Consider the following 22,330-nt stretch of genomic DNA (forward strand, 5'->3'; position numbering starts at 1 on the left):
ATTTGGCACCAAATATTAAAAAGTTGTAGTATATTTTTTTGCAAGGAAGTAATAAGGTGGAATAAAAAATGGCAGACAACTATAAGAAGCCGTCCAAGGAACTAGACCGTATCGACCGCAACATTCTTAATGAACTGCAGAAAGACGGTCGTATTTCGAACGTTGAACTTTCAAAACGTGTAGGACTTTCTCCAACGCCGTGTTTGGAGCGTGTGCGTCGCTTAGAGCGTCAAGGTTATATCACTGGGTACACTGCGTTATTAAACCCGCAGTTCCTAGATGCATCACTGTTGGTATTCGTAGAAATTACGCTTAACCGTGGTGCGCCTGATGTATTCGAACAGTTCAATGCGGCTGTTCAAAAACTAGACGACATCCAAGAGTGTCATCTAGTATCAGGTGATTTCGACTATCTTCTAAAGACTCGTGTATCAGACATGGGTGCTTACCGTCGACTACTAGGCGATACGTTACTGCGTCTTCCAGGCGTGAACGACACTCGCACCTACGTAGTTATGGAAGAAGTGAAGCAAACTAACCAGCTTGTGATTAAAACTCGTTAAATTCTTGCAAAGAAAGCGGTAAATGCTTCCGCTTTCTCGATAGAGTAATTGGGTTTTTCTCTTTGATATGGTTAAATCAATTTACCGAGCGGCTTTGTGCCGCTCGGAATGTTTTGCTTATTCCTAATTCATTTCCATATTCAAGTTGATTTATGTTCAAAGAGAACGCAAAGAAAGTCGAAACCATCATCAAAACCAGTGAAGAGCCTCAGTCTTCACGATTAAATGGCTTCCAACGCTTAAAAGAGTGCTGCTTTATCGTTGGCGTTCTTAGCTCGATATTGCTAGCCGTTGCATTATTTACCTTTAGCCCAGCCGATCCGTCTTGGTCCCAAACTGCTTGGGGCGGTGAGATCGATAACGCTGGTGGCCTGTTCGGCGCTTGGTTAGCCGACACGTTATTCTTTACCTTTGGTTCCCTCGCGTATCCATTACCCTTCCTGTTAACCGCAGGTGCATGGGTAATTTGCCGCAAGCGTTCTGAAGACGACCCTATCGACCTTATGTTGTGGGGCACTCGTCTACTTGGTTTAGTTATCCTTATTCTTACCAGTTGTGGTCTTGCTGATATCAACTTTGACGACATTTGGTATTTCTCGTCTGGTGGCGTTGTTGGTGACGTACTGACGAGCTTGTCTCTGCCTACATTAAATGTATTGGGCACAACGCTTGTACTTCTTTTCCTATGGGGTGCTGGCTTCACACTATTTACTGGTATTTCTTGGCTTAACATTGTTGAGTGGTTGGGTGATCGTGCACTTGGCGTCGTTGCAGCGTTAACAAATAAAGCACGTGGTACCGAGCATGAAACTCTAGAGCCGCAGTTAGACGAGTTTGCTGAAGATCGTGTCATGAGCAAACGTGGTTCAGATGACATGGAAGACGAGCCTATGCCTCATCTTACTGCTTATGATGTCGAAGAGCCGAAACAAGAAACACCAACACACGAATACCCAATCTACATGCCACAATCGGCTGCAGATAAACCGAGACAGCAGCAAGCAGCGCAAACTAACGTTCAGCCAACGCCACAGCCTGCAGTTGTAAATGCCGCGCCTGTGCAGACTCAAATGCAGTCTCAGGTTGAAGATCAAGCTAAAACTGTTGAGCCAGTGCGTGCGGTGAGCACAGATAATGTGGATCCATTCGTTGAACGTACTAAACAATTGAACGTAACGATTGAAGAGCTAGAAGCGGCTGCACAACAAGCTGACGATTGGGCAGATGAAGAACCACAGGTTCAAGAAGCGCAAGTTGCTCCTGTTCAAACTCAGCCTGAAGTTCCACAATCTGTTTCTCAGGAATTTGCTCCACAGCAAGCCGAGCATCAACAAGCGCCACAAGAGCCGTTTGTGACACCTGAACCAACCGTCTCTGAACCGTTCGATAACGCACCAATCTACGATGAGTATGCTCAGTTTGAAGCAGAGCAGGCTCAACAAGCCCAAGTTGCACAAGAACCAGCGCCTGTTCACGCGCCAATCGAACAGCCAACCACAGAGCAACCTTCACACGAAGAACCAGTGATTAGTTCTTCTGCATTGGATAGCATTGCTGAACAAACAGAGCCAAGCCAACACATCGAGCCAACGATTTCGAACTTCGATGTATTGGATGACGAAGATGATTACCCGGCGCAGCAGCCAGTTCAACAAGCTCAACCGGCTTATGCTGAGCCGCAGCAACAAGCGATTCAGCCACAAGAGCCAGTTCAGCAATCGCCTGTTCAAGAGCAACCTGTTCATCAGCCTGTTGCAGTTAAACCTCAACCGGTAACGCCTGCACCTCAAGAAGTCGAGGTAGAAGAGGTTCAAGACGACGATCAAGATGTGGCTGCATTCCAAAACTTGGTATCGAACGCTCAAGCGAAAGTGGCTGCTCAGCAGAACCCATTCTTGGTACAACAAGAGCAAAACTTGCCAGTGCCAGAAGAGCCATTGCCAACACTAGAATTGCTTTACCACCCAGAGAAGCGCGATAACTTTATCGACCGTGATGCACTGGAAGAGGTGGCACGTTTAGTTGAAACCAAACTTGCGGATTACAAGATCAAAGCAGACGTAGTCGGTATTTACCCAGGTCCTGTTATCACTCGATTCGAGCTTGATTTGGCGCCGGGCGTTAAAGTAAGCCGCATTTCTGGTCTGTCTATGGACTTGGCACGCGCACTTTCTGCAATGGCGGTACGTGTAGTCGAAGTGATTCCGGGCAAACCTTATGTGGGTTTAGAGCTGCCTAACATGAGCCGCCAGACGGTATTCTTATCTGATGTAATCAGTAGCCCTCAGTTTGAACAAGCAACGTCACCAACGACCGTTGTTCTTGGTCAAGATATCGCGGGTGAAGCGGTGATTGCAGATATCGCGAAAATGCCTCACGTACTGGTAGCAGGTACAACCGGTTCTGGTAAGTCTGTAGGTGTGAACGTGATGATCTTGAGTATGCTTTACAAAGCATCACCAGAAGATCTGCGTTTCATCATGATCGACCCGAAAATGTTGGAGCTTTCAATCTACGAAGGTATTCCTCATCTACTTTCTGAAGTAGTAACAGATATGAAAGACGCGTCTAACGCACTGCGTTGGTGTGTGGGCGAGATGGAACGTCGTTACAAACTGATGTCTGCATTGGGCGTACGTAACGTGAAAGGCTTTAACGAGAAGTTGAAGATGGCAGCAGATGCCGGTCACCCAATTCACGACCCATTCTGGCAAGAAGGCGACAGCATGGACACTGAGCCGCCGTTGCTAGAGAAACTGCCTTACATCGTTGTGGTTGTCGATGAATTTGCCGACCTGATGATGGTGGTAGGTAAGAAGGTTGAAGAACTGATTGCTCGCTTGGCGCAAAAAGCGCGTGCGGCAGGTATTCACTTGATCCTTGCGACACAGCGCCCATCGGTTGACGTTATTACCGGTCTGATCAAAGCGAACATCCCAACACGTGTGGCGTTCACCGTATCAACTAAGACTGACTCACGTACTATCCTTGACCAAGGCGGTGCAGAATCGCTGTTGGGCATGGGTGATATGCTTTACTTACCACCAGGTTCAAGCCATACGACCCGTGTTCACGGTGCGTTTGCATCGGATGATGATGTTCACGCTGTTGTGAACAACTGGAAAGCACGTGGTAAGCCAAACTACATCGATGAGATTATCAGCGGTGATCAAGGCCCAGAAAGTTTGCTTCCGGGTGAACAGATGGAATCGGATGAAGAAGTGGATCCACTGTTCGATCAAGTCGTAGAGCACGTAGTGCAATCGCGTCGTGGTTCGGTTTCTGGTGTACAGCGTCGATTCAAGATTGGCTATAACCGAGCGGCTCGTATTGTTGAGCAGCTTGAAGCGCAAGGCATCGTAAGTGCTCCGGGCCATAACGGTAACCGTGAAGTACTGGCTCCTGCGCCACCAAAAGATTAATGAACTTGTGTTACTCACCTCAGTCCAACTGAGGTGAGTGGTTCTAACAATAGGTATCTGAATGAAAAAACTATTTTCAGCGAAACTTTTCTCTGCGCTTGTTTTAAGCTTTTCTCTCTTCTCTACTGCACACGCCGCGTCTCCTAAAGATGAACTAAACAAACGCCTTTCTATGAATGATGGCTTCAGTGCGGATTTCTCTCAGCAAGTTATCAGCCCAGAAGGCGAAACGGTGATGGAAGGAGAAGGTACGGTCGAAATCGCTCGCCCAAGCCTGTTCCGTTGGAGCACAACATTCCCAGATGAAAACCTTCTGGTTTCTGACGGTAAAACATTGTGGTACTACAGCCCATTCATCGAGCAAGTGAGTATCTACTGGCAAGAACAAGCAACAGAGCAAACGCCATTTGTTTTGCTAACGCGTAATCGTGCAAGTGATTGGGATAACTACAAGATTTCCCAAAAAGGTGATGAGTTCATCCTCATTCCTACTGCAGTAGACTCCACACAAGGTCAATTCCAGATTAATATTGATGCTAAAGGTGTGGTGAAAGGCTTCAATGTGGTTGAGCAAGACGGTCAAAAAGGTTTGTTCACCTTTAATAACGTGAAGCTGGGTAAACCAAAAGCAGACAGATTCACATTCACAATTCCAAAAGGTGTGGAAGTGGATGACCAAAGGAATTAATTGGTAGTGAGCAATTACACATTAGATTTCTCGGGGGACGAAGATTTTCGTCCCCTTGCTGCTCGTATGAGACCGGAAACGATCGAACAATACATCGGACAGCAGCACATTTTAGGTCCCGGTAAGCCACTGCGCCGTGCGCTAGAGGCGGGTCACATTCACTCGATGATCCTTTGGGGACCACCGGGCACAGGCAAAACGACACTAGCAGAAGTGGCTGCAAACTATGCCAATGCTGAAGTTGAGCGCGTGTCTGCCGTGACGTCTGGTGTGAAAGAAATCCGTGCAGCAATCGAGAAAGCACGTGAGAACAAAATGGCGGGTCGCCGCACCATCTTATTTGTGGATGAGGTGCATCGCTTCAACAAATCTCAGCAAGACGCGTTTTTGCCGCATATTGAAGATGGCACAGTTACCTTTATTGGAGCGACGACAGAAAACCCATCGTTTGAGCTAAACAACGCATTGCTGTCACGTGCACGCGTGTACAAGCTAACGTCTCTCGACAAAGATGAAATCTCGTTGGCGTTGAACCAAGCCATTAGCGATAAAGAACGTGGGCTGGGTAATACGCCAGCACACTTCGCTGATAACGTATTAGACCGCCTAGCAGAACTGGTAAACGGTGATGCTCGTATGTCTCTCAATTATCTTGAGCTGCTTTACGACATGGCAGAAGACAATGCGCAAGGTGAAAAAGAGATCACGCTTAAGTTGCTTGCGGAAGTAGCAGGGGAGAAGGTCTCTCGCTTCGATAACAAAGGTGACATTTGGTACGACTTAATCTCTGCGGTTCACAAATCAATTCGTGGCTCAAACCCGGATGCTGCGCTGTATTGGTCTGCGCGTATGATTGCTGCTGGTTGTGACCCTTTGTATATTGCTCGACGCTTATTGGCGATCGCTTCTGAAGATGTAGGTAATGCTGACCCTCGCGCAATGCAAGTGGCACTGTCTGCTTGGGATTGCTTTACCAGAGTTGGTCCAGCAGAAGGTGAACGTGCGATTGCACAAGCGATCGTGTACTTAGCGTGTGCGCCGAAAAGTAATGCTGTTTACGTGGCGTGGAAACAAGCGCTCACAGACGCTCATAACTTACCTGAATATGAAGTGCCGCATCACCTTCGAAATGCGCCAACCAGCTTGATGAAAGACATGGGTTATGGGGCAGAGTATCGTTATGCTCACGATGAGCCTGGCGCTTACGCTGCAGGTGAGCAATATTTGCCACCTGAAATGGGCGATCGTAGGTACTATCAGCCGACAAATCGTGGTCTAGAGACCAAAATCGGCGAAAAGTTAGATTACTTGGCTACTTTAGACGCAAATAGCCCACAAAAGCGCTATGAAAAGTAGGCGTTTTTGGATACATTTGTTCAGTAAATTTTTTTAACGCGTACGCTTGGAAAGTGCGCGTGATTTCACAACAAAAAGCATAGGATTAACAATGCTGGATTCTAAATTACTTCGTACAGAGCTGGATGAAACAGCTGCTAAACTGGCGCGTCGTGGCTTTAAGCTAGACGTAGATACTATTCGTAAACTTGAAGAACAACGTAAGTCCATTCAAGTAGAAGTAGAAAATTTACAATCCACGCGTAACTCCATCTCCAAGCAAATCGGCCAAAAAATGGCGGCTGGCGACAAAGAAGGCGCAGAAGAGATCAAGAAACAAATCGGTACTCTAGGTAGCGATCTTGATGCGAAGAAAGTTGAACTTGAGCAAGTAATGGCTCAACTAGACGAATTCACGCTTTCTGTACCAAACATCCCAGCAGATGAAGTGCCAGATGGCAAAGATGAAAACGACAACGTTGAAATCTCTCGTTGGGGTGAGCCAAAGTCTTACGACTTCGAGCTGAAAGATCACGTTGACCTAGGCGAAATGGGCGACGGTCTAGACTTCGCAAGCGCAGTTAAGATCACCGGCGCACGTTTCATCGTGATGAAAGGCCAATTTGCTCGTCTACACCGCGCAATCGCTCAGTTCATGCTGGATCTTCACACTGAAGAGCACGGCTACACAGAAATGTACGTACCTTACCTAGTAAACTCTGACAGCCTATTCGGTACTGGTCAGCTTCCTAAGTTTGGTAAAGATCTTTTCCACACTGAGCCGCTAGTAGAAAAAGTAAACGACGAAGAGCCACGTAAACTGTCTCTAATCCCTACTGCAGAAGTACCTGTAACGAACCTAGTTCGTGACACGATTTCTGACGAAGCGGATCTACCAATTAAGATGACAGCTCACACGCCATGTTTCCGTTCAGAAGCAGGTTCTTACGGTCGTGATACTCGTGGTTTGATTCGTATGCACCAGTTCGACAAAGTTGAGCTAGTACAAATCACTAAGCCAGAAGATTCAATGAACGCACTAGAAGAGCTAACTGGTCACGCTGAGAAAGTTCTACAACTTCTAGAGCTTCCTTACCGTAAAGTGGTTCTATGTACAGGTGACATGGGCTTTGGCGCTCGTAAGACTTACGACCTAGAAGTTTGGGTTCCTGCTCAAGAAACTTACCGTGAAATCTCTTCATGTTCTAACATGTGGGATTTCCAAGCTCGTCGTATGCAAGCGCGTTTCCGTCGTAAAGGCGAGAAGAAACCTGAGCTTGTACACACGCTAAACGGTTCTGGTCTTGCTGTAGGTCGTACAATGGTTGCTATCCTAGAAAACAACCAAGAAGCAGACGGCCGCATTGCAATCCCTACAGTACTTCAGAAGTACATGGCGGGCGCAACGCACATCGGTTAATTCATTAGCCACTAGAACACCAAAACCCAGCCTTAGTGCTGGGTTTTTTGTTATCTGCGTCGAGTGAAAATACGTTGTTATGTAATTAGCACACGCAATAGTGAAGAGCTCGCCCAGAATCTGGCAGTACGAGACAAATGATATTTTTCTAAGCAGTTTCTCACGTGACAAGCTAATGGCTTCATTTGCCCTTGTTGTTAAACGTTATGCCAGTAAATCATCTTTCATTTCTCGTAACTTTTGCGCTTACCTTACTTGTTAGTGAGAGTGCTATCGCAAGTAAATTTATCCAGCCTCAATACTTAGATAGTGAGCGAACCGACCGCTTTTTTGCACGCCAAGTAGCGCAACCTTCCAAAGAAAATATGCAGCTTCGTAATTCACTCGGCTGGGGATACGGGCTTGAGTTGGCAAGTGCGTCTGGTGACACGGAATCGGTGTTTAATTGCAAAGACTTAGCTACTGCAAGCTCTGCGGGCTTTACTGCTGCTAAAGCGTATGAATACGGCGCGTATAAGGCGTATTTAACTCAGTGCCAAACATGGAGTGAGATGGCAAAGTTAACCGCCTCTAAGCGCTCATATATATCGAAATTTAAGTTAGATGATAGCTTTCCTAGTTTGGCTCCAAGTGCGATTGCTTTTGTTATTTCTAACGAAAGTGCTGAGAAAGCAAAGACACTATCAACGTGGGATGAAGCAGACCATATCCAAAGAACTCTTGTCTCCAGTGAAGTGAGAGCAGAGTACTTCGACGCGACCGATGGCTTTCAAGTCATTACGATTGTAGCAAAAGGTGATTACAACGCTGACGGCATCGAGGATATCGTTATTGAGAAAGAGAATAGTGTACTCAGTGGCTCGTATTCTTCTTCACACGGTTATGTATTAACCCGTATGTCTGAACAAGCGCTATTTAAAGTGTTGGCTGAATGGTAATGAAACGATTGGTGGCCACTTGGGGGTTAAGTGTTGCCATGATGAGCACGTTTGCCGTTGCTAGCACCTCGCCTAGAAAAGTCTTTGAATGTTCAGTAAACCAAACTATGAATTTTAGTATTTCGATAAAGCAAGGCAAAGGTGGGCTTATCTTTAATAAGTTCATTGTGAATCAAAGCCCAGTTTTACTGCGCATTAAACCTCAAGATTATCGTATCAAACATTACCATCGAGCGTTGGTAGATGAGAAGTCACTGGAATTTAGTATTGGTGAGCTCGTCATATTAGTCAGTGAGTACTTTAGCGAGGAGTTTGGTGAGGCAGAGAAGATACTCAGTGTTACTTTGAGAGAGCTTGAGCAAACGCTGTACTTTGAATGTGAGGAAGGGAGTATGAGTAACCTTGCATTGCTTTTCCATGAGAGTGCCAAATAATCGATTGCAGATTAATTATTACCAAAACGTAATAGTGTTTTCGAATTTACCCTAATTATCTTGTTATTTGTAATCGATATAATCATCCACCTTACCACGGTAAGTAGATTTTCTCATTCAAGTAACGAGGAGGGCTTATGGCCGTAGGGTGGGCAAACGACGATAGCGTCAGCCAACAAATTCAAAACACAATAGACGACGAGATTTCCCGTGTTCGTGGCAGTATCACAAAGGGTGAGAGCGCCCATTACTGCGATGAGTGTGGTGATGAGATTCCGGAAGCGCGTCGTCTTGCAATGAAAGGCGTTCGTTTGTGTATCGAATGTCAGTCAACAATCGAATTGGTATCTCAACGCCAAGCATTGTTCAATCGACGAGCGAGTAAAGACAGTCAACTTCGATAGCTTTACTGCTCAAATAAATAACGAGACGGTTTGAGTCTCATACTCAAACCGTTTTCGTATTTAATTGAACTATGAAGCGAAGCTGTCTCTACGTTGCAACGCCGCATCAATCGCGTTAACTAGCTTCTCAATATCTTCCGGCTTGCTGATGAACGGCGGCATCATATAAATCAGTTTGCCAAATGGGCGAATCCACACTCCGTGTTCAACAAACAAGGCTTGGATGGTTTCCATATTCACAGGGCGATGCGTCTCCACTACGCCAATGGCACCTAACCAACGGGTGTTCTTCACCAACTCGTATTCTTCAAGTTTTGGTAGTAACTCAGAAAACAGCGTTTCAATTTGTTGGGTTTGTTGCTTCCAATCACCTTGCTCGATCAATTCCAAACTTGCAGTAGCTACAGCACAAGCGAGTGGATTCCCCATAAAGGTTGGACCGTGCATAAAACAACCAGCATCACCACCACAAACAGTGTCTGCTACGTGTTTGCTCGCGAGGGTTGCAGAGAGGGTCATGTAGCCGCCAGTAAGTGCTTTCCCGACACACAGAATGTCTGGTTGAATATCTGCATGTTCGCAGGCAAACAATTTACCTGTGCGTCCAAAACCGGTAGCGATCTCATCTGCAATCAATAACAAGCCGAATTTGTCGCAAAGCCTACGCACGCCTTTGAGAAACTCTGGATGGTAGATACGCATGCCGCCTGCGCCTTGAACGATAGGCTCTAGGATCACCGCAGCAAGTTCTTTATGGTGCGTCTCAATCTTGTGCTCGAAGTCAGTAAGATCTTCTGGATCCCATTCATCCCAATAACCACAAGTTGGTGACTCCGCAAAGATATGCTCAGGCAAAAAGCCTTTGTAAAGAGAGTGCATTGAGTTATCAGGATCGGTAACCGACATGGCCGCAAAGGTGTCGCCGTGATAACCGTGTCGCAAAGTAAGAAACTTCGGTCGACGTTCGCCTTTTGCATGCCAATATTGCAGCGCCATTTTTAAGCTGACTTCTACGGCAACGGAGCCTGAATCGGCAAGGAATACATGTTCAAGATTACTTGGTGCTAGGGATAGCAACTTCTTACACAAACTGATTGCTGGCTGGTGGGTAATCCCGCCAAACATCACGTGAGAGACCTGATCGATTTGTTTGTGCGCGGCTTGATTTAAGTGTGGATGGTTGTAGCCGTGGATCGTCGACCACCAAGAAGACATGCCATCGACAAGCTCAGTACCGTCTTCCAATTTAATGTGAACACCATTTGCCGATGCCACTGGGTAGCAGGTCAGAGGTGTCAATGTCGAAGTGTAAGGATGCCAGATATGCTGGCGGTCGAAGGCGAGATCCATGTGTGATTCCAATAATAATTGAGATTAAAAAATAAACAGATGTAAACTTTGGTCTTTTGTGTTGTGTTGACAGTTTATCGAGACTCAGTAGACTGTCAACACAACAACAAAAGTGACTAAAGGAATACACGTGGAAGTTCGTCATAACTGGACGCATGCTGAAGTGCGCGATCTCATGGAAAAACCATTCATGGATCTCCTATTCGAAGCGCAGCTTGTACATCGTCAATATCAACAAACCAACCATGTTCAAGTAAGCACGCTTCTGTCGATTAAGACAGGTGCTTGTCCAGAAGATTGTAAATACTGTCCTCAGAGTGCTCGTTACACCACAGACATCGAGAAAGAGCGTCTGATGGAAGTAGAACGCGTACTCGATGCTGCGCAAAAAGCCAAAAATGCTGGTTCTACTCGATTCTGTATGGGCGCAGCATGGAAAAACCCGAAAGAGCGTGACATGCCGCATTTGACCGACATGATCAAAGGCGTGAAGGGCATGGGTTTAGAAACGTGTATGACATTAGGCATGTTGACGCCAGATCAAGCAAAGCAATTGGCAACCGCAGGTCTGGATTACTACAACCACAACCTAGATACCTCACCTGAGTTCTACGGCAACATCATTACCACACGTACTTACCAAGACCGTTTAGATACTTTGTCTCACGTGCGTGATGCTGGCATGAAGATCTGTTCTGGTGGCATCATCGGCATGGGTGAAAGTGCTAACGACCGAGCTGGTTTATTGGTTGAATTGGCGAACTTACCGGTACACCCTGAAAGCGTTCCAATCAACATGCTCGTGAAGGTGAAGGGCACACCACTGGAAGAAGTGGATGATGTTGAGCCATTCGATTTCATTCGCCTGATTGCGATTGCACGAATCATGATGCCTCAATCAGCCGTTCGTTTATCCGCTGGCCGTGAAAACATGAACGAACAAATGCAAGCGCTGTGTTTTATGGCGGGTGCAAACTCCGTCTTCTATGGCTGCAAACTGCTGACCACGCCAAACCCTTCTGAAGACAAAGACATGATGTTGTTCAATAAGCTCGGCATTAACAGCCAAGAGGTGTCTCAAAAACCTGATGAAATCGAAGAAAATGAGTTGCTGGATCGCGTCGTAGAGCGTGTTGCTGCTCGTCCAACAAAAGACGACCTTTTCTACGATGCCAGCGTTTAAATCTCGTATCGAGTCCGCCCTTGCTGAGCGTAAAACGCAAGGGTTGAATCGTTCTATGAATGTGGTGTTTGCCGGTAACCAGTCCGTTTTGGAACACGAAGGTAGACGCTACATTAATTTCTCAAGTAATGATTATTTGGGATTAGCCAATGATCAAGCACTTGTTCGGGCTTGGCAGCAAGGTTTAAGCGTATATGGTAGTGGCAGTGGAGCATCACCGATGGTGACTGGTTTTAGTGCCGCGCACAGCAATTTAGAAGCCGCGCTGACCGAATGGTTGGGTTACGACAGAGCAATTCTGTTTGGTTCTGGATTCAGTGCTAATCAAGCCTTGTTGTTCACCTTGTTAGAAAAATCAGACGTACTCATTCAAGACCGTTTGAACCATGCCTCACTGATGGAAGCGGGGATCTTGTCACCGGCTAAGATGAAGCGTTTCAAGCACAATGACATCGAGCACCTAAAATCGCTGTTGAATAGCGAAGGCAACCATCTAGTTGTGACTGAAGGGGTATTCAGCATGGATGGTGACTGTGCGCCGCTCAGCGATATAGCTGAAGTCACTCGCAGTCATGGTGCTTGGTTTGCTGTCGATGATGCTCATGGTATTGGCGTTCTTGGTCAATCCGGTGGTGGTTCTTGCGAGTTGGCAAAGGTTAAACCTGAGATACTGATCGTTACTTTCGGCAAAGCGTTTGGTATGTCTGGCGCGGCTATTTTATGTGACCACGCAACGGGAGACTTTTTGACTCAGTTTGCTCGTCACCATGTCTATTCCACGGCGATGCCTCCGGCACAAGCCTACGCGCTGACGCATGTGGTTTCTATGGTTCAAGAGCAGTCTTGGCGACGTGAAAAGCTTTCAGAGCTTAGTGAAGTGTATCGAGACTGTCTCAGCGATCTTGATGGCTTTGTCGAGACTCAGACTTCGATTAAGCCGTTTGTGATTGGTGAATCTGAACTGACTTTGCGAGTGGCAGGGGCTTGTCGCCAAAATGGTATTTGGGTTACCGCTATTCGACCACCGACGGTGCCTAAAGGGACGTCTCGTCTTCGAATTACGCTCACAGCCAGTCACACCAACGAACAAGTTAAAACGCTTTCAATGGCATTGAAGCAAGCATTAGGAGCGCTGTAATGGATAATGCAGAAAATATGACATTGGAGAGCTTTTACCAAGACAAAGAAGCGATTGCCTCTTCGTTTGGTAAAGCAGCAGAAACGTACGACAAACACGCGGCTTTTCAGCGTGATGTTGGACATCGCTTGCTTGATAAACTTCCTGAAAATTTGACGGGAAAACGTATATTGGATTTAGGATGTGGCACGGGTTACTTCTCCCAACTGCTTCAACAACGTGGTGCGGAAGTTGTCTGCGGTGATATCTCTCAAGCTATGTTAGATAAAGCTGAGCAGCGTTGTGGTGCAGCACGAATGCATTACCAAATGGCAGATGCTGAAAACTTACCATTTGACGATGAGAGCTTCGACTACGTGTTTTCAAGCTTAGCGCTGCAATGGTGTACAGATTTAAGTTACCCACTCAGAGAAGCGCGGCGTGTACTAAAAACCGGTGGAAAGGCGTGTTTCTCTACGCTGGTTGATGGTTCGCTTTATGAGTTGCGCGAGGCTTGGTCAAAAATTGATACATATCAACACGTGAATAACTTTATTACCCACAATCAGGTAAAAATTGCGTTAGCGCAATCTTGGTGCCACAACCATCATCTAGACTTGACCCCCATCACAGTTTGGTACGATTCAGCGTTTTCTGTCATGCGTGATCTCAAAGGCATTGGTGCAAATCACGTAAGCGAGCGCTCACATGGCCTGACGAGCCGCCGCACTTTATTGCAAGTTGAGCGCGCGTACCAAGCATTTAGAAACGATCAAGGTCTTCTACCTGCAAGTTATCAGGTTTGTTTTGGAGTCATAGTTAAATGATTGATGCATTTTTTATTGCTGGTACGGATACTGATGTAGGAAAAACGGTAGCGTCTAAAGCTATTTTGCAAGCACTCGGTGCGAAAGGGCTTAACACCATTGGTTACAAACCAGTGGCAGCAGGAAGCGATAAGACGGCAGAAGGTTGGCGCAACTCGGATGCATTGCATCTGCAAAAAGCGGCAACGCTGGATATCGCTTACGACGATGTAAACCCATACGCTTTGGAATTGCCTGCTTCTCCTCACATCGCCGCAAAGCATGAACATGTAGAAATTAAATACGAAGTATTGAGTGAAAAATTAGCTCAACACAAAGAGCAATCAGACATTGTTCTAGTGGAAGGCGCTGGTGGTTGGCGTGTGCCTGTGTCTGACACAGACAGTTTGTCGACTTGGGTGCAACAAGAACAGTTGCCAGTTGTACTGGTTGTCGGTATTAAACTGGGCTGTTTGAGCCATGCATTGCTCACTGCTGAGATCATCAAAGCGGATGGTCTGAATCTCGTAGGTTGGGTGGCAAACCGCGTTAACCCAGGCACGGAGCACTATGCAGAAATCATCGATATGTTGGAAGAGCGTCTAGACGCGCCGAAACTCGGTGAGATCCCATACATTCCAAGTGCGAAGCGCAAAGAGTTGGGTAAATACATCAACGTCGAACCGTTGCTAAACGTATAATTAACCGACAAACAAAAATACAAAAAGGGCTGCATCATGCAGCCCTTTTCTCATGTAAACCTTTGTGCCTTATCGTAAGATTCGACGCTTAGTTTATTTCTCTTGGCTAAGCCCCATCAACGCTTGTTGTGTTTCTGCAACTCGCTTTGACATTTGAGCATCAGTTGAAATACCTAGCTGTTGTTTTGCCTCATCCTCTGAGATACCTAGGTGACAACAAAGTAAATCGATAGCCATTTGATAGTCGTTAGTTTCTACCATGATTTTTCCCTCAAGACATGGAAGTTTGGAGTTACTTAATTGTCCTAAAAGCTAACCCCGTTTCGTTCATCTAACCCGAATCTAGCACGTACAGATAGTCGCACAATAAGACCAAAGTCTATACTCGGTCTAAAGTGCTGATTTAAGAGTGTAAAAAGGTGTGTATTATTTCAGTCTCGAAAACAAATGTTGCAATTTATTGCTTAACCTTGTTTTTAACGCGGATAGACTATATCTATAACGCAACAGAGCTTGAATCTAGCGAAATCGCCTCGTAGAGTTCTGTTTCATATAACAACCGTTTTTATAAAAACGATAAGCTTCCTCGGAGAAAAGTAATGAAGCGAATTATGTTATTCCTAGCAACTAACCTAGCAGTCGTGCTAGTGCTTAGTGTTGTTCTGAATATTGTTTACGCTGTAACTGGAATGCAGCCAGGCAGCCTGTCTGGTCTACTACTGATGGCAGCAGTGTTTGGTTTTGGTGGCGCATTCATCTCGCTAATGATGTCTAAGAGCATGGCACTACGCTCGGTAGGCGGCATGGTGATTGAGAGCCCACGTAACGAAACTGAACATTGGCTTCTAGAAACAGTTGGTCGCCAAGCTCAACAAGCGGGCATCGGTATGCCAACCGTCGCTATTTATGATGCGGCAGACATCAACGCATTTGCAACCGGTGCTAAGCGTGATGATTCGCTAGTTGCAGTATCTACAGGTCTTTTGCACAACATGACTCGTGATGAAGCGGAAGCGGTACTTGCGCATGAGGTTAGCCACATCGCTAACGGTGATATGGTGACCATGACGCTAATGCAAGGTGTAGTGAATACCTTCGTTATCTTCCTATCTCGTTTCATTGCTAACATTGTTGCTTCGAATGACGATGAGGAAGGCCAAGGTACAAACATGATGGTTTACTTCGGTGTGTCTATGGTGCTTGAACTGGTATTTGGTTTCCTAGCTAGCTTCCTGACTATGTGGTACAGCCGTCATCGCGAATTCCACGCTGACGCGGGTGCAGCGCATCTTGTGGGTAAAGAGAAGATGATCGCGGCGCTTGAGCGTTTGAAGATGAGCCACGAATCTCAACTGGATGGCACTATGATGGCGTTTGGTATCAACGGTAAGCGTTCGATGACTGAGCTTCTAATGAGCCACCCACCGCTAGATAAGCGTATTGCGGCACTACGTAGCCAACAGTACTAATCATTCAGCAAATAAATAGTTAATCTCCTGAAAAGGCTTGGTTTTTTGACCAAGCCTTTTTTTGTATCTATTGATCGCTACCGCACTCCATCACGTATCACTCTACAGAAACAAAGTTATACAAAAATATTTTTGTACAACTTTTCATGATTGGTCTATCTTGTACATATAATAATTTTGTACAACTGTTGAAGTAGTATAGGAGCATAGAAATGGACGTTCATTCAGTTGGCAACATATATCAAAAGCTGAGCAAAGCGAATTTGCACTTGCTTGAAGGGGTATACCACCAGGATGTGGTTTTTGAAGATGCTGCTCATCGTCTAGAGGGCTGGCCTGCGCTTTCCGATTATTTTCAATCGCTCTACACCAACGTTATCCGTTGTGATTTTATCATTCACGATCATCAACAAGTGGGCGAGACAGGGTTTCTTACTTGGACCATGGATTTACAGCACCCAAAACTACAGAAAGGCGCGCCGATTTCAGTCAATGGTGTTTCTCATCTCAAGTTCAGTGAAGGGCAGGTTATCTACCATCGAGACTATTTCGATTTAGGAGAGATGCTGTATGAAAACCTTCCTCTACTTGGCTCTGTCGTAAGAACCATTAAGCAGAGGCTAGGACAATGAGCGGTTCAGTTCTTATCACTGGCGCAACGTCTGGCATTGGTAAGCAGCTCGCTTTGGATTACGCCAGTGAAGGGTGGAAAGTGATTGCTTGCGGACGTAACGAAGCGGTGTTGGCTGAGCTAGAAGCAGCGTCGACTAACATCTCAACATTGCGCTTCGATGTGACTCAGTACGATGAAACGATTCAAGCGCTCTCACAACTGCCATTCACTCCTGAAACTTGGATCTTTAACGCTGGCGACTGTGAATATATGGACGACGGCATAGTGGATGCGAAACTCATGGCGCGCGTCATGAACGTGAATGTGGTTGGAGTCGCTAATTGTGTTGAAGCTTGTCAGCCTCGCTTTGAACGTGGTCATCGCGTCGTGATTGTAGGGTCCATTGCATCGGAAGTCGCATTGCCTCGAGCAGAGGCTTACGGCGCATCTAAAGCGGCAGTGAGTTATTTCGCACGCACGCTAGCCGTCGACCTGAAAAAGAAAGGTATTAAAGTCGTGACGGTGTTTCCTGGCTTTGTTGAAACGCCACTCACAGATAAGAACACCTTTGATATGCCGATGATTGTTACGGCCATTCAGGCCTCGGCTGCCATCCGAAAACAATTGGATGCCAACAAAAGCCATATTTATTTCCCGGCGAGATTTACCGGCATTTTACGCTTTATCTCGCTGCTTCCATACAGCTGGCAAGCTCGGCTAACCGCAAAACTCGTATCATAAGAAGGAAGAAGCATGAACACGGCAGGAAGAAAGAAAATCGCCATCGTTGGAACGGGTATCTCTGGCCTTACTTGTGGCTATTACTTGCATAAAGAACATGACGTAACGCTTTTTGAAGCGAATGATTACATTGGCGGCCACACTGCAACCGTTGATGTCAGCCTTGATGGCAAAGAGTATGCAATCGACACTGGGTTTATCGTTTATAACGATCGTACGTACCCAAACTTTATCAAAATGATGAACGAGATTGGTGTTGAAGGTCTGCCGACTCAAATGAGCTTCAGCGTCAGAAACGATGGGAACGGACTAGAATACAACGGCCATACCGTGTCGACATTGTTTGCTCAAAAACGTAACTGGGCAAACCCTAAGTTCTATCGCTTTATCTTCGAGATCTTGCGTTTTAATAAACTGGCAAAGCGCTTTGCTAACGATCCATCAACGCAATCTCAAACGCTTGGCGCTTTTCTAGATGAGCACAAATTCAGTGCATTCTTTTCTGACAATTATATTCTGCCAATGGGCGCCGCGATTTGGTCTTCGACTTTAGCGGATATGCACGCGTTCCCGCTCATGTTCTTCTTGCGCTTCTTCCTCAACCACGGTTTGTTGGATGTGACCAACCGACCACAATGGTATGTGATTAAAAGTGGTTCACGTTCTTACATTCCACCATTGACCAAAGGTTTTGCTGAGAATATTCGTCTAAACAGCCCTGTCGAAAAAGTGATTCGCAACGAAAAGGGCGTTGGCGTTCAAGTTCTCGGAGAAACAAATTGGTTTGATGACGTGATCTTCGCTTGTCACAGCGATCAAGCAATGCGAATGCTAGAGGATATCAGCCCAATTGAGCAGGAAATATTGGGGGATATGACGTATCAAGCTAATGAAGTTGTTCTTCATACCGATACCGGTCTATTGCCAAAACGCAAGGCGGCGTGGGCATCTTGGAACTACCTATTGGAAGGCAGTGAAGATGAGCAGCAACGTCTTCCTTCGCTCACTTACAATATGAACATCCTTCAGCACGTTCAATCAGAACATACATTTTGTGTAACGTTGAACAGCACCAATCAAATCAACCCAAACAAGATTCTGCGCTCATTTACTTATCATCATCCTGTGTTTACTACGGAGTCGATAGCAGCGCAGCAGCGCAAAGACGAAGTTCAAGGTAAACAGAGCACATGGTTCTGCGGCGCTTATTGGTACAACGGTTTCCATGAAGATGGTGTGCGTAGCGCGATTGACGTAGTTAAGGGATTAGAAGAAAAGTATCGCGAACAAAATGTGGTTCCTTTTGAAAAAGGCGCGGCATGATATGGATAGCCAGATGAACAGCCGACTGTTTATAGGAAACGTTCGCCACCGTCGATTTACGCCTGTGAATCATGAGTTGAACTACTCATTGTTTATGCCTGCCATTGATGTCGATGAGCTTGATGCTTTAGAGAAAAAAGTATGGGGCTTTGGTTCGCGGTGGTGGCATTGGGCACGCTTCAAGCGCAGTGATTACATCGGCGAAGGTAGCGTTAAGTCGGCAGTGCAGAACAAAGTTGAAGAACTGACCGGTGTTCGCTGTACTGGCAAAGTCGTCGCAGTTTGTCACCTGAGATATTTAGGGCTGTATTTCAGTCCAGTTAATTTCTACTACGTTTATAACAAGGAAGGTGAATGGAAATACCTCCTAGCAGAGGTGAGCAATACCCCTTGGAATGAACGACATTATTACGCGGTATCGGCAGACAAAGAAGACAAGGAATTCGGTTGGGAGCAAGACAAAGCGTTCCACGTTTCACCATTTAATCCGGTTGACCAACTCTATCGTTGGAAAGTTAAACCTCTGACAGACAAGTTGAATATTCATCTTGAATGTCACAAAGATGGAAAACAGTTCGATGCCACGATGGCAATGAAAGCTAAACCGCTTTCAAGCAAAACCTTATTGAAATGCTTGATCGTTACGCCAATTCAAACGGTAAAAGTAATGGTTGGTATCTATTGGCACGCTCTCAAACTATGGCTTAAAGGCGCGCCGTTTTACTCACACCCTAAATACGCTCAACCTGAAACGACAGAGCCTGAGCAAGTGAGTAAAGAAGAAAAGAATAATAAGCACAAGGAGAACTCTGCATGTTAAATACGACTTCTATGGCAATGCCGCGTGAATTAACGACGACTCAAAAAGCGGCTCGTGGAGTTCTTTTCCAGTGTCTGCAAAAAATGGAAATTGGGTGTCTGACGGTGATTGAAAGCTTCAAGACCGAGACGACGGAGCGCAGTGAGCGCTTTTCAACTCCGAACGGGGACTACAATGGCGAACCTGTGGCGGCGACCATTGAAGTGAAGCATCCTGGATTTTACTCGCGTCTGTTGCAAGGTGGCAGTATTGCTGCTGGCGAAGCTTACATGGACGGCTGGTGGGACAGCCCAGATTTGACAGCTCTAATGAAGCTGATGGCGCTTAACTTGCGTGCGCTTGACAAACTGGAAGAGCAGGGCAGTTGGCTGGCTAAGCTGCTGTACAAGTTCAGTCATTGGTCAAACAGAAACTCTGAAGAGAACTCGCGTAAAAACATCCATGCCCATTACGATTTGGGTAACAACCTTTATGAAGCGTTCCTTGATACCAATATGCTGTACTCGTCAGCGCTATACAATAATGCGGATGACTCTCTAGAGCAGGCTCAAATCAACAAAATGGATCGTCTATGTCAGCAACTTGAGCTGAAGCCTACTGATCATGTTGTTGAAATTGGCACTGGGTGGGGCGCTATGGCGATTTACATGGCCGAACAATACGGTTGTCAGGTCACCACCACAACGATATCTGAAGAGCAGCACGCGTACGCGGAGCAGAAGATCAAAGAGCGTGGCTTAGAAGACAAAATCACTCTACTCAAAGAAGATTACCGCAACCTAACCGGTACGTATGACAAGCTTGTTTCTATTGAAATGATTGAAGCCGTGGGAAAACAATTTCTACCTTCGTATATTAAGGTTTGTGAGTCTTTGTTGAAGTCTGGTGGTTTGATGGCGATTCAGGCGATTACGATTGCCGACCAACGTTATGATTACTACAGTAACAATGTCGACTTCATCCAGAAGTACATTTTCCCTGGTGGCTTTTTACCTTCTGTAACCTCACTCACTCAAGCAACAACAAAGTACAGCGACTTAGTGACGCGAGACTTGTTCGATATTGGTTTGGACTACGCCAAGACGCTGAACGAATGGCACCTACGTTTTAATCGAGCAGAGAGTGAAGTGCGCTCATTTGGCTACGACGACCGCTTTGTGCGTATGTGGCGCTACTATTTGAGCTACTGTGAAGGTGGCTTTTTGGCTCGCACGATCAGTGCCGTTCACATGACGTTTCAACGCCAGTAGTTCGTTATGAAGGTATTTCTTGCTTCGACATGGTTCCAACTCTGCTGGTTTGCTGCAGTGCTTGGAACCTATCAATGGCAATGGGTGACGTTATTCCTTACTTTGGCAACCCTACTATATTGTCTAAAAACCGACGCATTTTCGCTCAAAAGTATTGGTGTAATCGTTACGATCGGGCTCGTGCTTGATACGCTTAATCAACAACTCTCTGTCTTTGTCTTTCCAACCCCATGGCTGCCTGTCTGGTTATTATGCTTGTGGGTTTTGTTTTCTTGGTATGCCTATCAACTTAAGTCAATTTTGTACCGTTTCCCAAAAACCTACGTATCAATAGTAGGCGGACTCGGAGGAACAGCGAGCTACTTTGCTGGCTATAAACTCCAAGCCGTTGAATTTGGATTTAGCGTTGGCACTACTCTCATGATCTTATTCGTCGAATGGTGCGCAATGATGCTGTTGATACTCAAGGTGTACGGAAATGAAAAGCTTGAAGAGAAATTGGAAACGGAAGCTGACTAGCAGTGTAATGGCCGCCTCCTTGTTCTGTGCGGTGCCTTTGCAAGCTCAGAATGTCGCGGGCTCTAGTATTACAACAGACACGAGCAGTTGGCAACAATGGCAGACCGTGGGTGAAGCTCAACTTACTTGGTTTATTTTTGATATTTACAAGTCTCGTTTAAAAACGCCCGACGGGCAGTATCAGGTGTCTGGTGACGTTTCACCACATCCTTTTGCGTTGGAGATTAACTACCAGCGCGATATAAGCAAGGAACAGCTCTTGGATGTTACTGATGAACAATGGCAGAAACTGGGATTTACTCAGGCCTATCGTCAGCAGTGGATTTCCGAATTGAACACCATGTTCCCGGACATCAAGAAAGGCGACGAGCTTACTTACCTCACCGATGGTAAAAACGGCCAGCTTATTTACCGCCAAGCAGGCAGCAAGCCTTACCAAACCGTTGGCTACGTTAAGGATGAGCGCCTCAATGATGCATTCCTTTCTATTTGGCTGTCGCCACAAACAGAATTTCCCAAACTTCGTAAACAACTGATAGGGCAGGTAAGGTAGTGAAATTGCTAAAACGAATGCTCAAAGCGCCCCTGATTGCGGCGGTAACGTTGCTCAGCGCGTGCTCTGCTGACATTGATAATTACCAAGCGTCATCGCCAGCCTTTGACCTGTTTGGCTATTTCGAAGGTGACGTCAAGGCATGGGGAATGGTGCAGGACTACACCGAGAAACAAACTCGTCGATTTGAAGTCGATATCGTTGGCACGGTTGAAGGCAATGAACTGACGCTGGTGGAAGACTTTGTATTTGATGATGGCGAGCTAGACCAGCGTATATGGGTCATTACCAGACTCGAAGACGGTACTTATCAAGGTAAAGCGGATGACATCATCGGTGTTGCGACCGGTAAAGAGACGGGTAATGCGCTGCAATGGCAATACGACTTCGAGTTAAAGATGGATGACTCAACCATCACGGTATCGTTCGATGACTGGCTTTACCGCCAAGATGACATGCATGTGTTTAACCTCACCAAGATTAAGAAGTTTGGCGTTGAAGTAGGGACGATTACCCTTTTCTTCCAAAGGCAATAGAAATAAAGAATCGAGATTTGGGAGCGCTTGGCTCTAGGAGTCGAGAGTGGGGCGCTAGTATTTCAGTGAAGGGAAGTTAAATTTGGGATGTGTTGGCTGTGGTTGTCTCTTGAATGGATATAACCGAGCTTTATCTTTTATCCCG

Annotated in this window: 23 protein-coding genes; 21 read left to right on the top strand and 2 right to left on the bottom strand. The window is 46.1% G+C overall.

Going from position 1 to position 22,330, the window contains the following annotated elements; genetic code table 11:
- The first annotated feature begins 68 nt into the window (after positions 1 to 68).
- The 8 genes from lrp (at position 69) to H735_RS25275 (ending at position 9,204) form a co-directional block, all read left to right on the top strand.
- Positions 69 to 563, top strand: a complete 495-nt coding sequence (gene lrp, locus H735_RS25240) for a leucine-responsive transcriptional regulator Lrp (protein WP_005437169.1) — start codon at positions 69 to 71, stop codon at positions 561 to 563.
- Between the two features lie 152 nt (positions 564 to 715).
- On the top strand, positions 716 to 3,985 hold the full coding sequence (locus H735_RS25245; protein WP_020196991.1) for a DNA translocase FtsK: 3,270 nt from the start codon (positions 716 to 718) through the stop codon (positions 3,983 to 3,985).
- Between the two features lie 61 nt (positions 3,986 to 4,046).
- A complete protein-coding gene (gene lolA / locus H735_RS25250; RefSeq protein WP_009705737.1) occupies positions 4,047 to 4,673 on the top strand; it encodes an outer membrane lipoprotein periplasmic chaperone LolA in 627 nt (208 codons plus the stop codon).
- Positions 4,674 to 6,029: a replication-associated recombination protein A gene (locus tag H735_RS25255; protein WP_020196990.1), complete on the top strand. Its 1,356-nt coding sequence runs from the start codon at positions 4,674 to 4,676 to the stop codon at positions 6,027 to 6,029.
- Between the two features lie 91 nt (positions 6,030 to 6,120).
- Positions 6,121 to 7,428: a serine--tRNA ligase gene (serS, locus tag H735_RS25260; RefSeq protein WP_005437179.1), complete on the top strand. Its 1,308-nt coding sequence runs from the start codon at positions 6,121 to 6,123 to the stop codon at positions 7,426 to 7,428.
- A gap of 365 nt (positions 7,429 to 7,793) precedes the next feature.
- Complete coding sequence (locus tag H735_RS25265) at positions 7,794 to 8,366, top strand: ATPase (protein ID WP_238320693.1); 573 nt, start codon at positions 7,794 to 7,796, stop codon at positions 8,364 to 8,366.
- Entirely contained in the window at positions 8,360 to 8,800 is a 441-nt protein-coding gene (locus H735_RS25270) for a hypothetical protein (protein ID WP_020196988.1), read from the top strand. Before H735_RS25265 ends, H735_RS25270 begins: the two co-directional genes overlap by 7 nt.
- 137 nt (positions 8,801 to 8,937) lie before the next feature.
- Positions 8,938 to 9,204, top strand: a complete 267-nt coding sequence (locus tag H735_RS25275; protein WP_005437185.1) for a DksA/TraR family C4-type zinc finger protein — start codon at positions 8,938 to 8,940, stop codon at positions 9,202 to 9,204.
- A gap of 69 nt (positions 9,205 to 9,273) precedes the next feature.
- Here H735_RS25275 and bioA read toward each other — a convergent pair whose 3' ends face one another.
- Entirely contained in the window at positions 9,274 to 10,554 is a 1,281-nt protein-coding gene (gene bioA, locus H735_RS25280) for an adenosylmethionine--8-amino-7-oxononanoate transaminase (RefSeq protein WP_020196987.1), read from the bottom strand.
- A 130-nt stretch (positions 10,555 to 10,684) separates the two neighbouring features.
- Between bioA and bioB the strand changes: the two genes are divergently transcribed.
- Genes bioB through bioD form a run of 4 tightly spaced genes read left to right on the top strand, consistent with a single transcriptional unit; the run spans position 10,685 to position 14,361 of the window.
- Positions 10,685 to 11,737: a biotin synthase BioB gene (bioB, locus tag H735_RS25285; protein WP_005378222.1), complete on the top strand. Its 1,053-nt coding sequence runs from the start codon at positions 10,685 to 10,687 to the stop codon at positions 11,735 to 11,737.
- Entirely contained in the window at positions 11,724 to 12,875 is a 1,152-nt protein-coding gene (bioF, locus tag H735_RS25290) for an 8-amino-7-oxononanoate synthase (RefSeq protein WP_020196986.1), read from the top strand. Before bioB ends, bioF begins: the two co-directional genes overlap by 14 nt.
- Positions 12,875 to 13,681: a malonyl-ACP O-methyltransferase BioC gene (gene bioC / locus H735_RS25295; RefSeq protein ID WP_020196985.1), complete on the top strand. Its 807-nt coding sequence runs from the start codon at positions 12,875 to 12,877 to the stop codon at positions 13,679 to 13,681. Before bioF ends, bioC begins: the two co-directional genes overlap by 1 nt.
- Entirely contained in the window at positions 13,678 to 14,361 is a 684-nt protein-coding gene (gene bioD, locus H735_RS25300) for a dethiobiotin synthase (protein WP_009698190.1), read from the top strand. Before bioC ends, bioD begins: the two co-directional genes overlap by 4 nt.
- Positions 14,362 to 14,454: 93 nt before the next feature.
- On the opposite strand, the gene H735_RS31480 is transcribed toward bioD, so the two are convergent.
- Positions 14,455 to 14,622 (bottom strand): hypothetical protein, encoded by a 168-nt coding sequence (locus H735_RS31480; protein WP_005450789.1) that lies wholly within the window; start codon positions 14,620 to 14,622, stop codon positions 14,455 to 14,457.
- Between the two features lie 338 nt (positions 14,623 to 14,960).
- Here H735_RS31480 and htpX point away from each other — a divergent pair, with 338 nt between their 5' ends.
- The 9 genes from htpX (at position 14,961) to H735_RS25345 (ending at position 22,185) form a co-directional block, all read left to right on the top strand.
- Positions 14,961 to 15,830, top strand: a complete 870-nt coding sequence (gene htpX / locus H735_RS25305) for a protease HtpX (RefSeq protein ID WP_009705745.1) — start codon at positions 14,961 to 14,963, stop codon at positions 15,828 to 15,830.
- A 212-nt stretch (positions 15,831 to 16,042) separates the two neighbouring features.
- Positions 16,043 to 16,462: a nuclear transport factor 2 family protein gene (locus tag H735_RS25310; RefSeq protein ID WP_020196984.1), complete on the top strand. Its 420-nt coding sequence runs from the start codon at positions 16,043 to 16,045 to the stop codon at positions 16,460 to 16,462.
- Positions 16,459 to 17,184, top strand: coding sequence for an SDR family oxidoreductase (locus H735_RS25315; protein WP_020196983.1), 726 nt, complete (start codon positions 16,459 to 16,461; stop codon positions 17,182 to 17,184). Before H735_RS25310 ends, H735_RS25315 begins: the two co-directional genes overlap by 4 nt.
- Before the next feature lie 12 nt (positions 17,185 to 17,196).
- The gene (locus H735_RS25320) at positions 17,197 to 18,507 is read left to right on the top strand and encodes an NAD(P)/FAD-dependent oxidoreductase (RefSeq protein WP_020196982.1); all 1,311 of its coding nucleotides are present in this window, start codon (positions 17,197 to 17,199) and stop codon (positions 18,505 to 18,507) included.
- A gap of 1 nt (position 18,508) precedes the next feature.
- Complete coding sequence (locus tag H735_RS25325; RefSeq protein WP_020196981.1) at positions 18,509 to 19,327, top strand: DUF1365 domain-containing protein; 819 nt, start codon at positions 18,509 to 18,511, stop codon at positions 19,325 to 19,327.
- Positions 19,321 to 20,577, top strand: coding sequence for an SAM-dependent methyltransferase (locus H735_RS25330; protein WP_020196980.1), 1,257 nt, complete (start codon positions 19,321 to 19,323; stop codon positions 20,575 to 20,577). The genes H735_RS25325 and H735_RS25330 overlap by 7 nt, the downstream gene beginning before the upstream one ends.
- Before the next feature lie 6 nt (positions 20,578 to 20,583).
- The gene (locus H735_RS25335) at positions 20,584 to 21,096 is read left to right on the top strand and encodes a DUF2878 domain-containing protein (protein WP_020196979.1); all 513 of its coding nucleotides are present in this window, start codon (positions 20,584 to 20,586) and stop codon (positions 21,094 to 21,096) included.
- Positions 21,056 to 21,649 (top strand): chalcone isomerase family protein, encoded by a 594-nt coding sequence (locus tag H735_RS25340; protein ID WP_020196978.1) that lies wholly within the window; start codon positions 21,056 to 21,058, stop codon positions 21,647 to 21,649. The genes H735_RS25335 and H735_RS25340 overlap by 41 nt, the downstream gene beginning before the upstream one ends.
- A gap of 17 nt (positions 21,650 to 21,666) precedes the next feature.
- Complete coding sequence (locus tag H735_RS25345) at positions 21,667 to 22,185, top strand: DUF3833 domain-containing protein (protein ID WP_027726775.1); 519 nt, start codon at positions 21,667 to 21,669, stop codon at positions 22,183 to 22,185.
- The last annotated feature ends 145 nt before the right edge of the window (positions 22,186 to 22,330 follow it).

Origin of the sequence: Vibrio owensii CAIM 1854 = LMG 25443 (assembly GCF_000817815.1) — a bacterium.
GTDB lineage: Bacteria > Pseudomonadota > Gammaproteobacteria > Enterobacterales > Vibrionaceae > Vibrio > Vibrio owensii.

Coding starts and splice junctions, on each gene's coding strand:
- lrp (WP_005437169.1), top strand. CDS start 69: ATGGCAGACAACTATAAGAAGCCGTCCAAGGAACTAGACCGTATCGAC.
- H735_RS25245 (WP_020196991.1), top strand. CDS start 716: ATGTTCAAAGAGAACGCAAAGAAAGTCGAAACCATCATCAAAACCAGT.
- lolA (WP_009705737.1), top strand. CDS start 4,047: ATGAAAAAACTATTTTCAGCGAAACTTTTCTCTGCGCTTGTTTTAAGC.
- serS (WP_005437179.1), top strand. CDS start 6,121: ATGCTGGATTCTAAATTACTTCGTACAGAGCTGGATGAAACAGCTGCT.
- H735_RS25265 (WP_238320693.1), top strand. CDS start 7,794: ATGCAGCTTCGTAATTCACTCGGCTGGGGATACGGGCTTGAGTTGGCA.
- H735_RS25270 (WP_020196988.1), top strand. CDS start 8,360: ATGGTAATGAAACGATTGGTGGCCACTTGGGGGTTAAGTGTTGCCATG.
- H735_RS25275 (WP_005437185.1), top strand. CDS start 8,938: ATGGCCGTAGGGTGGGCAAACGACGATAGCGTCAGCCAACAAATTCAA.
- bioA (WP_020196987.1), bottom strand. CDS start 10,554: ATGGATCTCGCCTTCGACCGCCAGCATATCTGGCATCCTTACACTTCG.
- bioF (WP_020196986.1), top strand. CDS start 11,724: ATGCCAGCGTTTAAATCTCGTATCGAGTCCGCCCTTGCTGAGCGTAAA.
- bioC (WP_020196985.1), top strand. CDS start 12,875: ATGGATAATGCAGAAAATATGACATTGGAGAGCTTTTACCAAGACAAA.
- bioD (WP_009698190.1), top strand. CDS start 13,678: ATGATTGATGCATTTTTTATTGCTGGTACGGATACTGATGTAGGAAAA.
- H735_RS31480 (WP_005450789.1), bottom strand. CDS start 14,622: ATGGTAGAAACTAACGACTATCAAATGGCTATCGATTTACTTTGTTGT.
- htpX (WP_009705745.1), top strand. CDS start 14,961: ATGAAGCGAATTATGTTATTCCTAGCAACTAACCTAGCAGTCGTGCTA.
- H735_RS25310 (WP_020196984.1), top strand. CDS start 16,043: ATGGACGTTCATTCAGTTGGCAACATATATCAAAAGCTGAGCAAAGCG.
- H735_RS25315 (WP_020196983.1), top strand. CDS start 16,459: ATGAGCGGTTCAGTTCTTATCACTGGCGCAACGTCTGGCATTGGTAAG.
- H735_RS25320 (WP_020196982.1), top strand. CDS start 17,197: ATGAACACGGCAGGAAGAAAGAAAATCGCCATCGTTGGAACGGGTATC.
- H735_RS25325 (WP_020196981.1), top strand. CDS start 18,509: ATGGATAGCCAGATGAACAGCCGACTGTTTATAGGAAACGTTCGCCAC.
- H735_RS25330 (WP_020196980.1), top strand. CDS start 19,321: ATGTTAAATACGACTTCTATGGCAATGCCGCGTGAATTAACGACGACT.
- H735_RS25335 (WP_020196979.1), top strand. CDS start 20,584: ATGAAGGTATTTCTTGCTTCGACATGGTTCCAACTCTGCTGGTTTGCT.
- H735_RS25340 (WP_020196978.1), top strand. CDS start 21,056: ATGAAAAGCTTGAAGAGAAATTGGAAACGGAAGCTGACTAGCAGTGTA.
- H735_RS25345 (WP_027726775.1), top strand. CDS start 21,667: ATGCTCAAAGCGCCCCTGATTGCGGCGGTAACGTTGCTCAGCGCGTGC.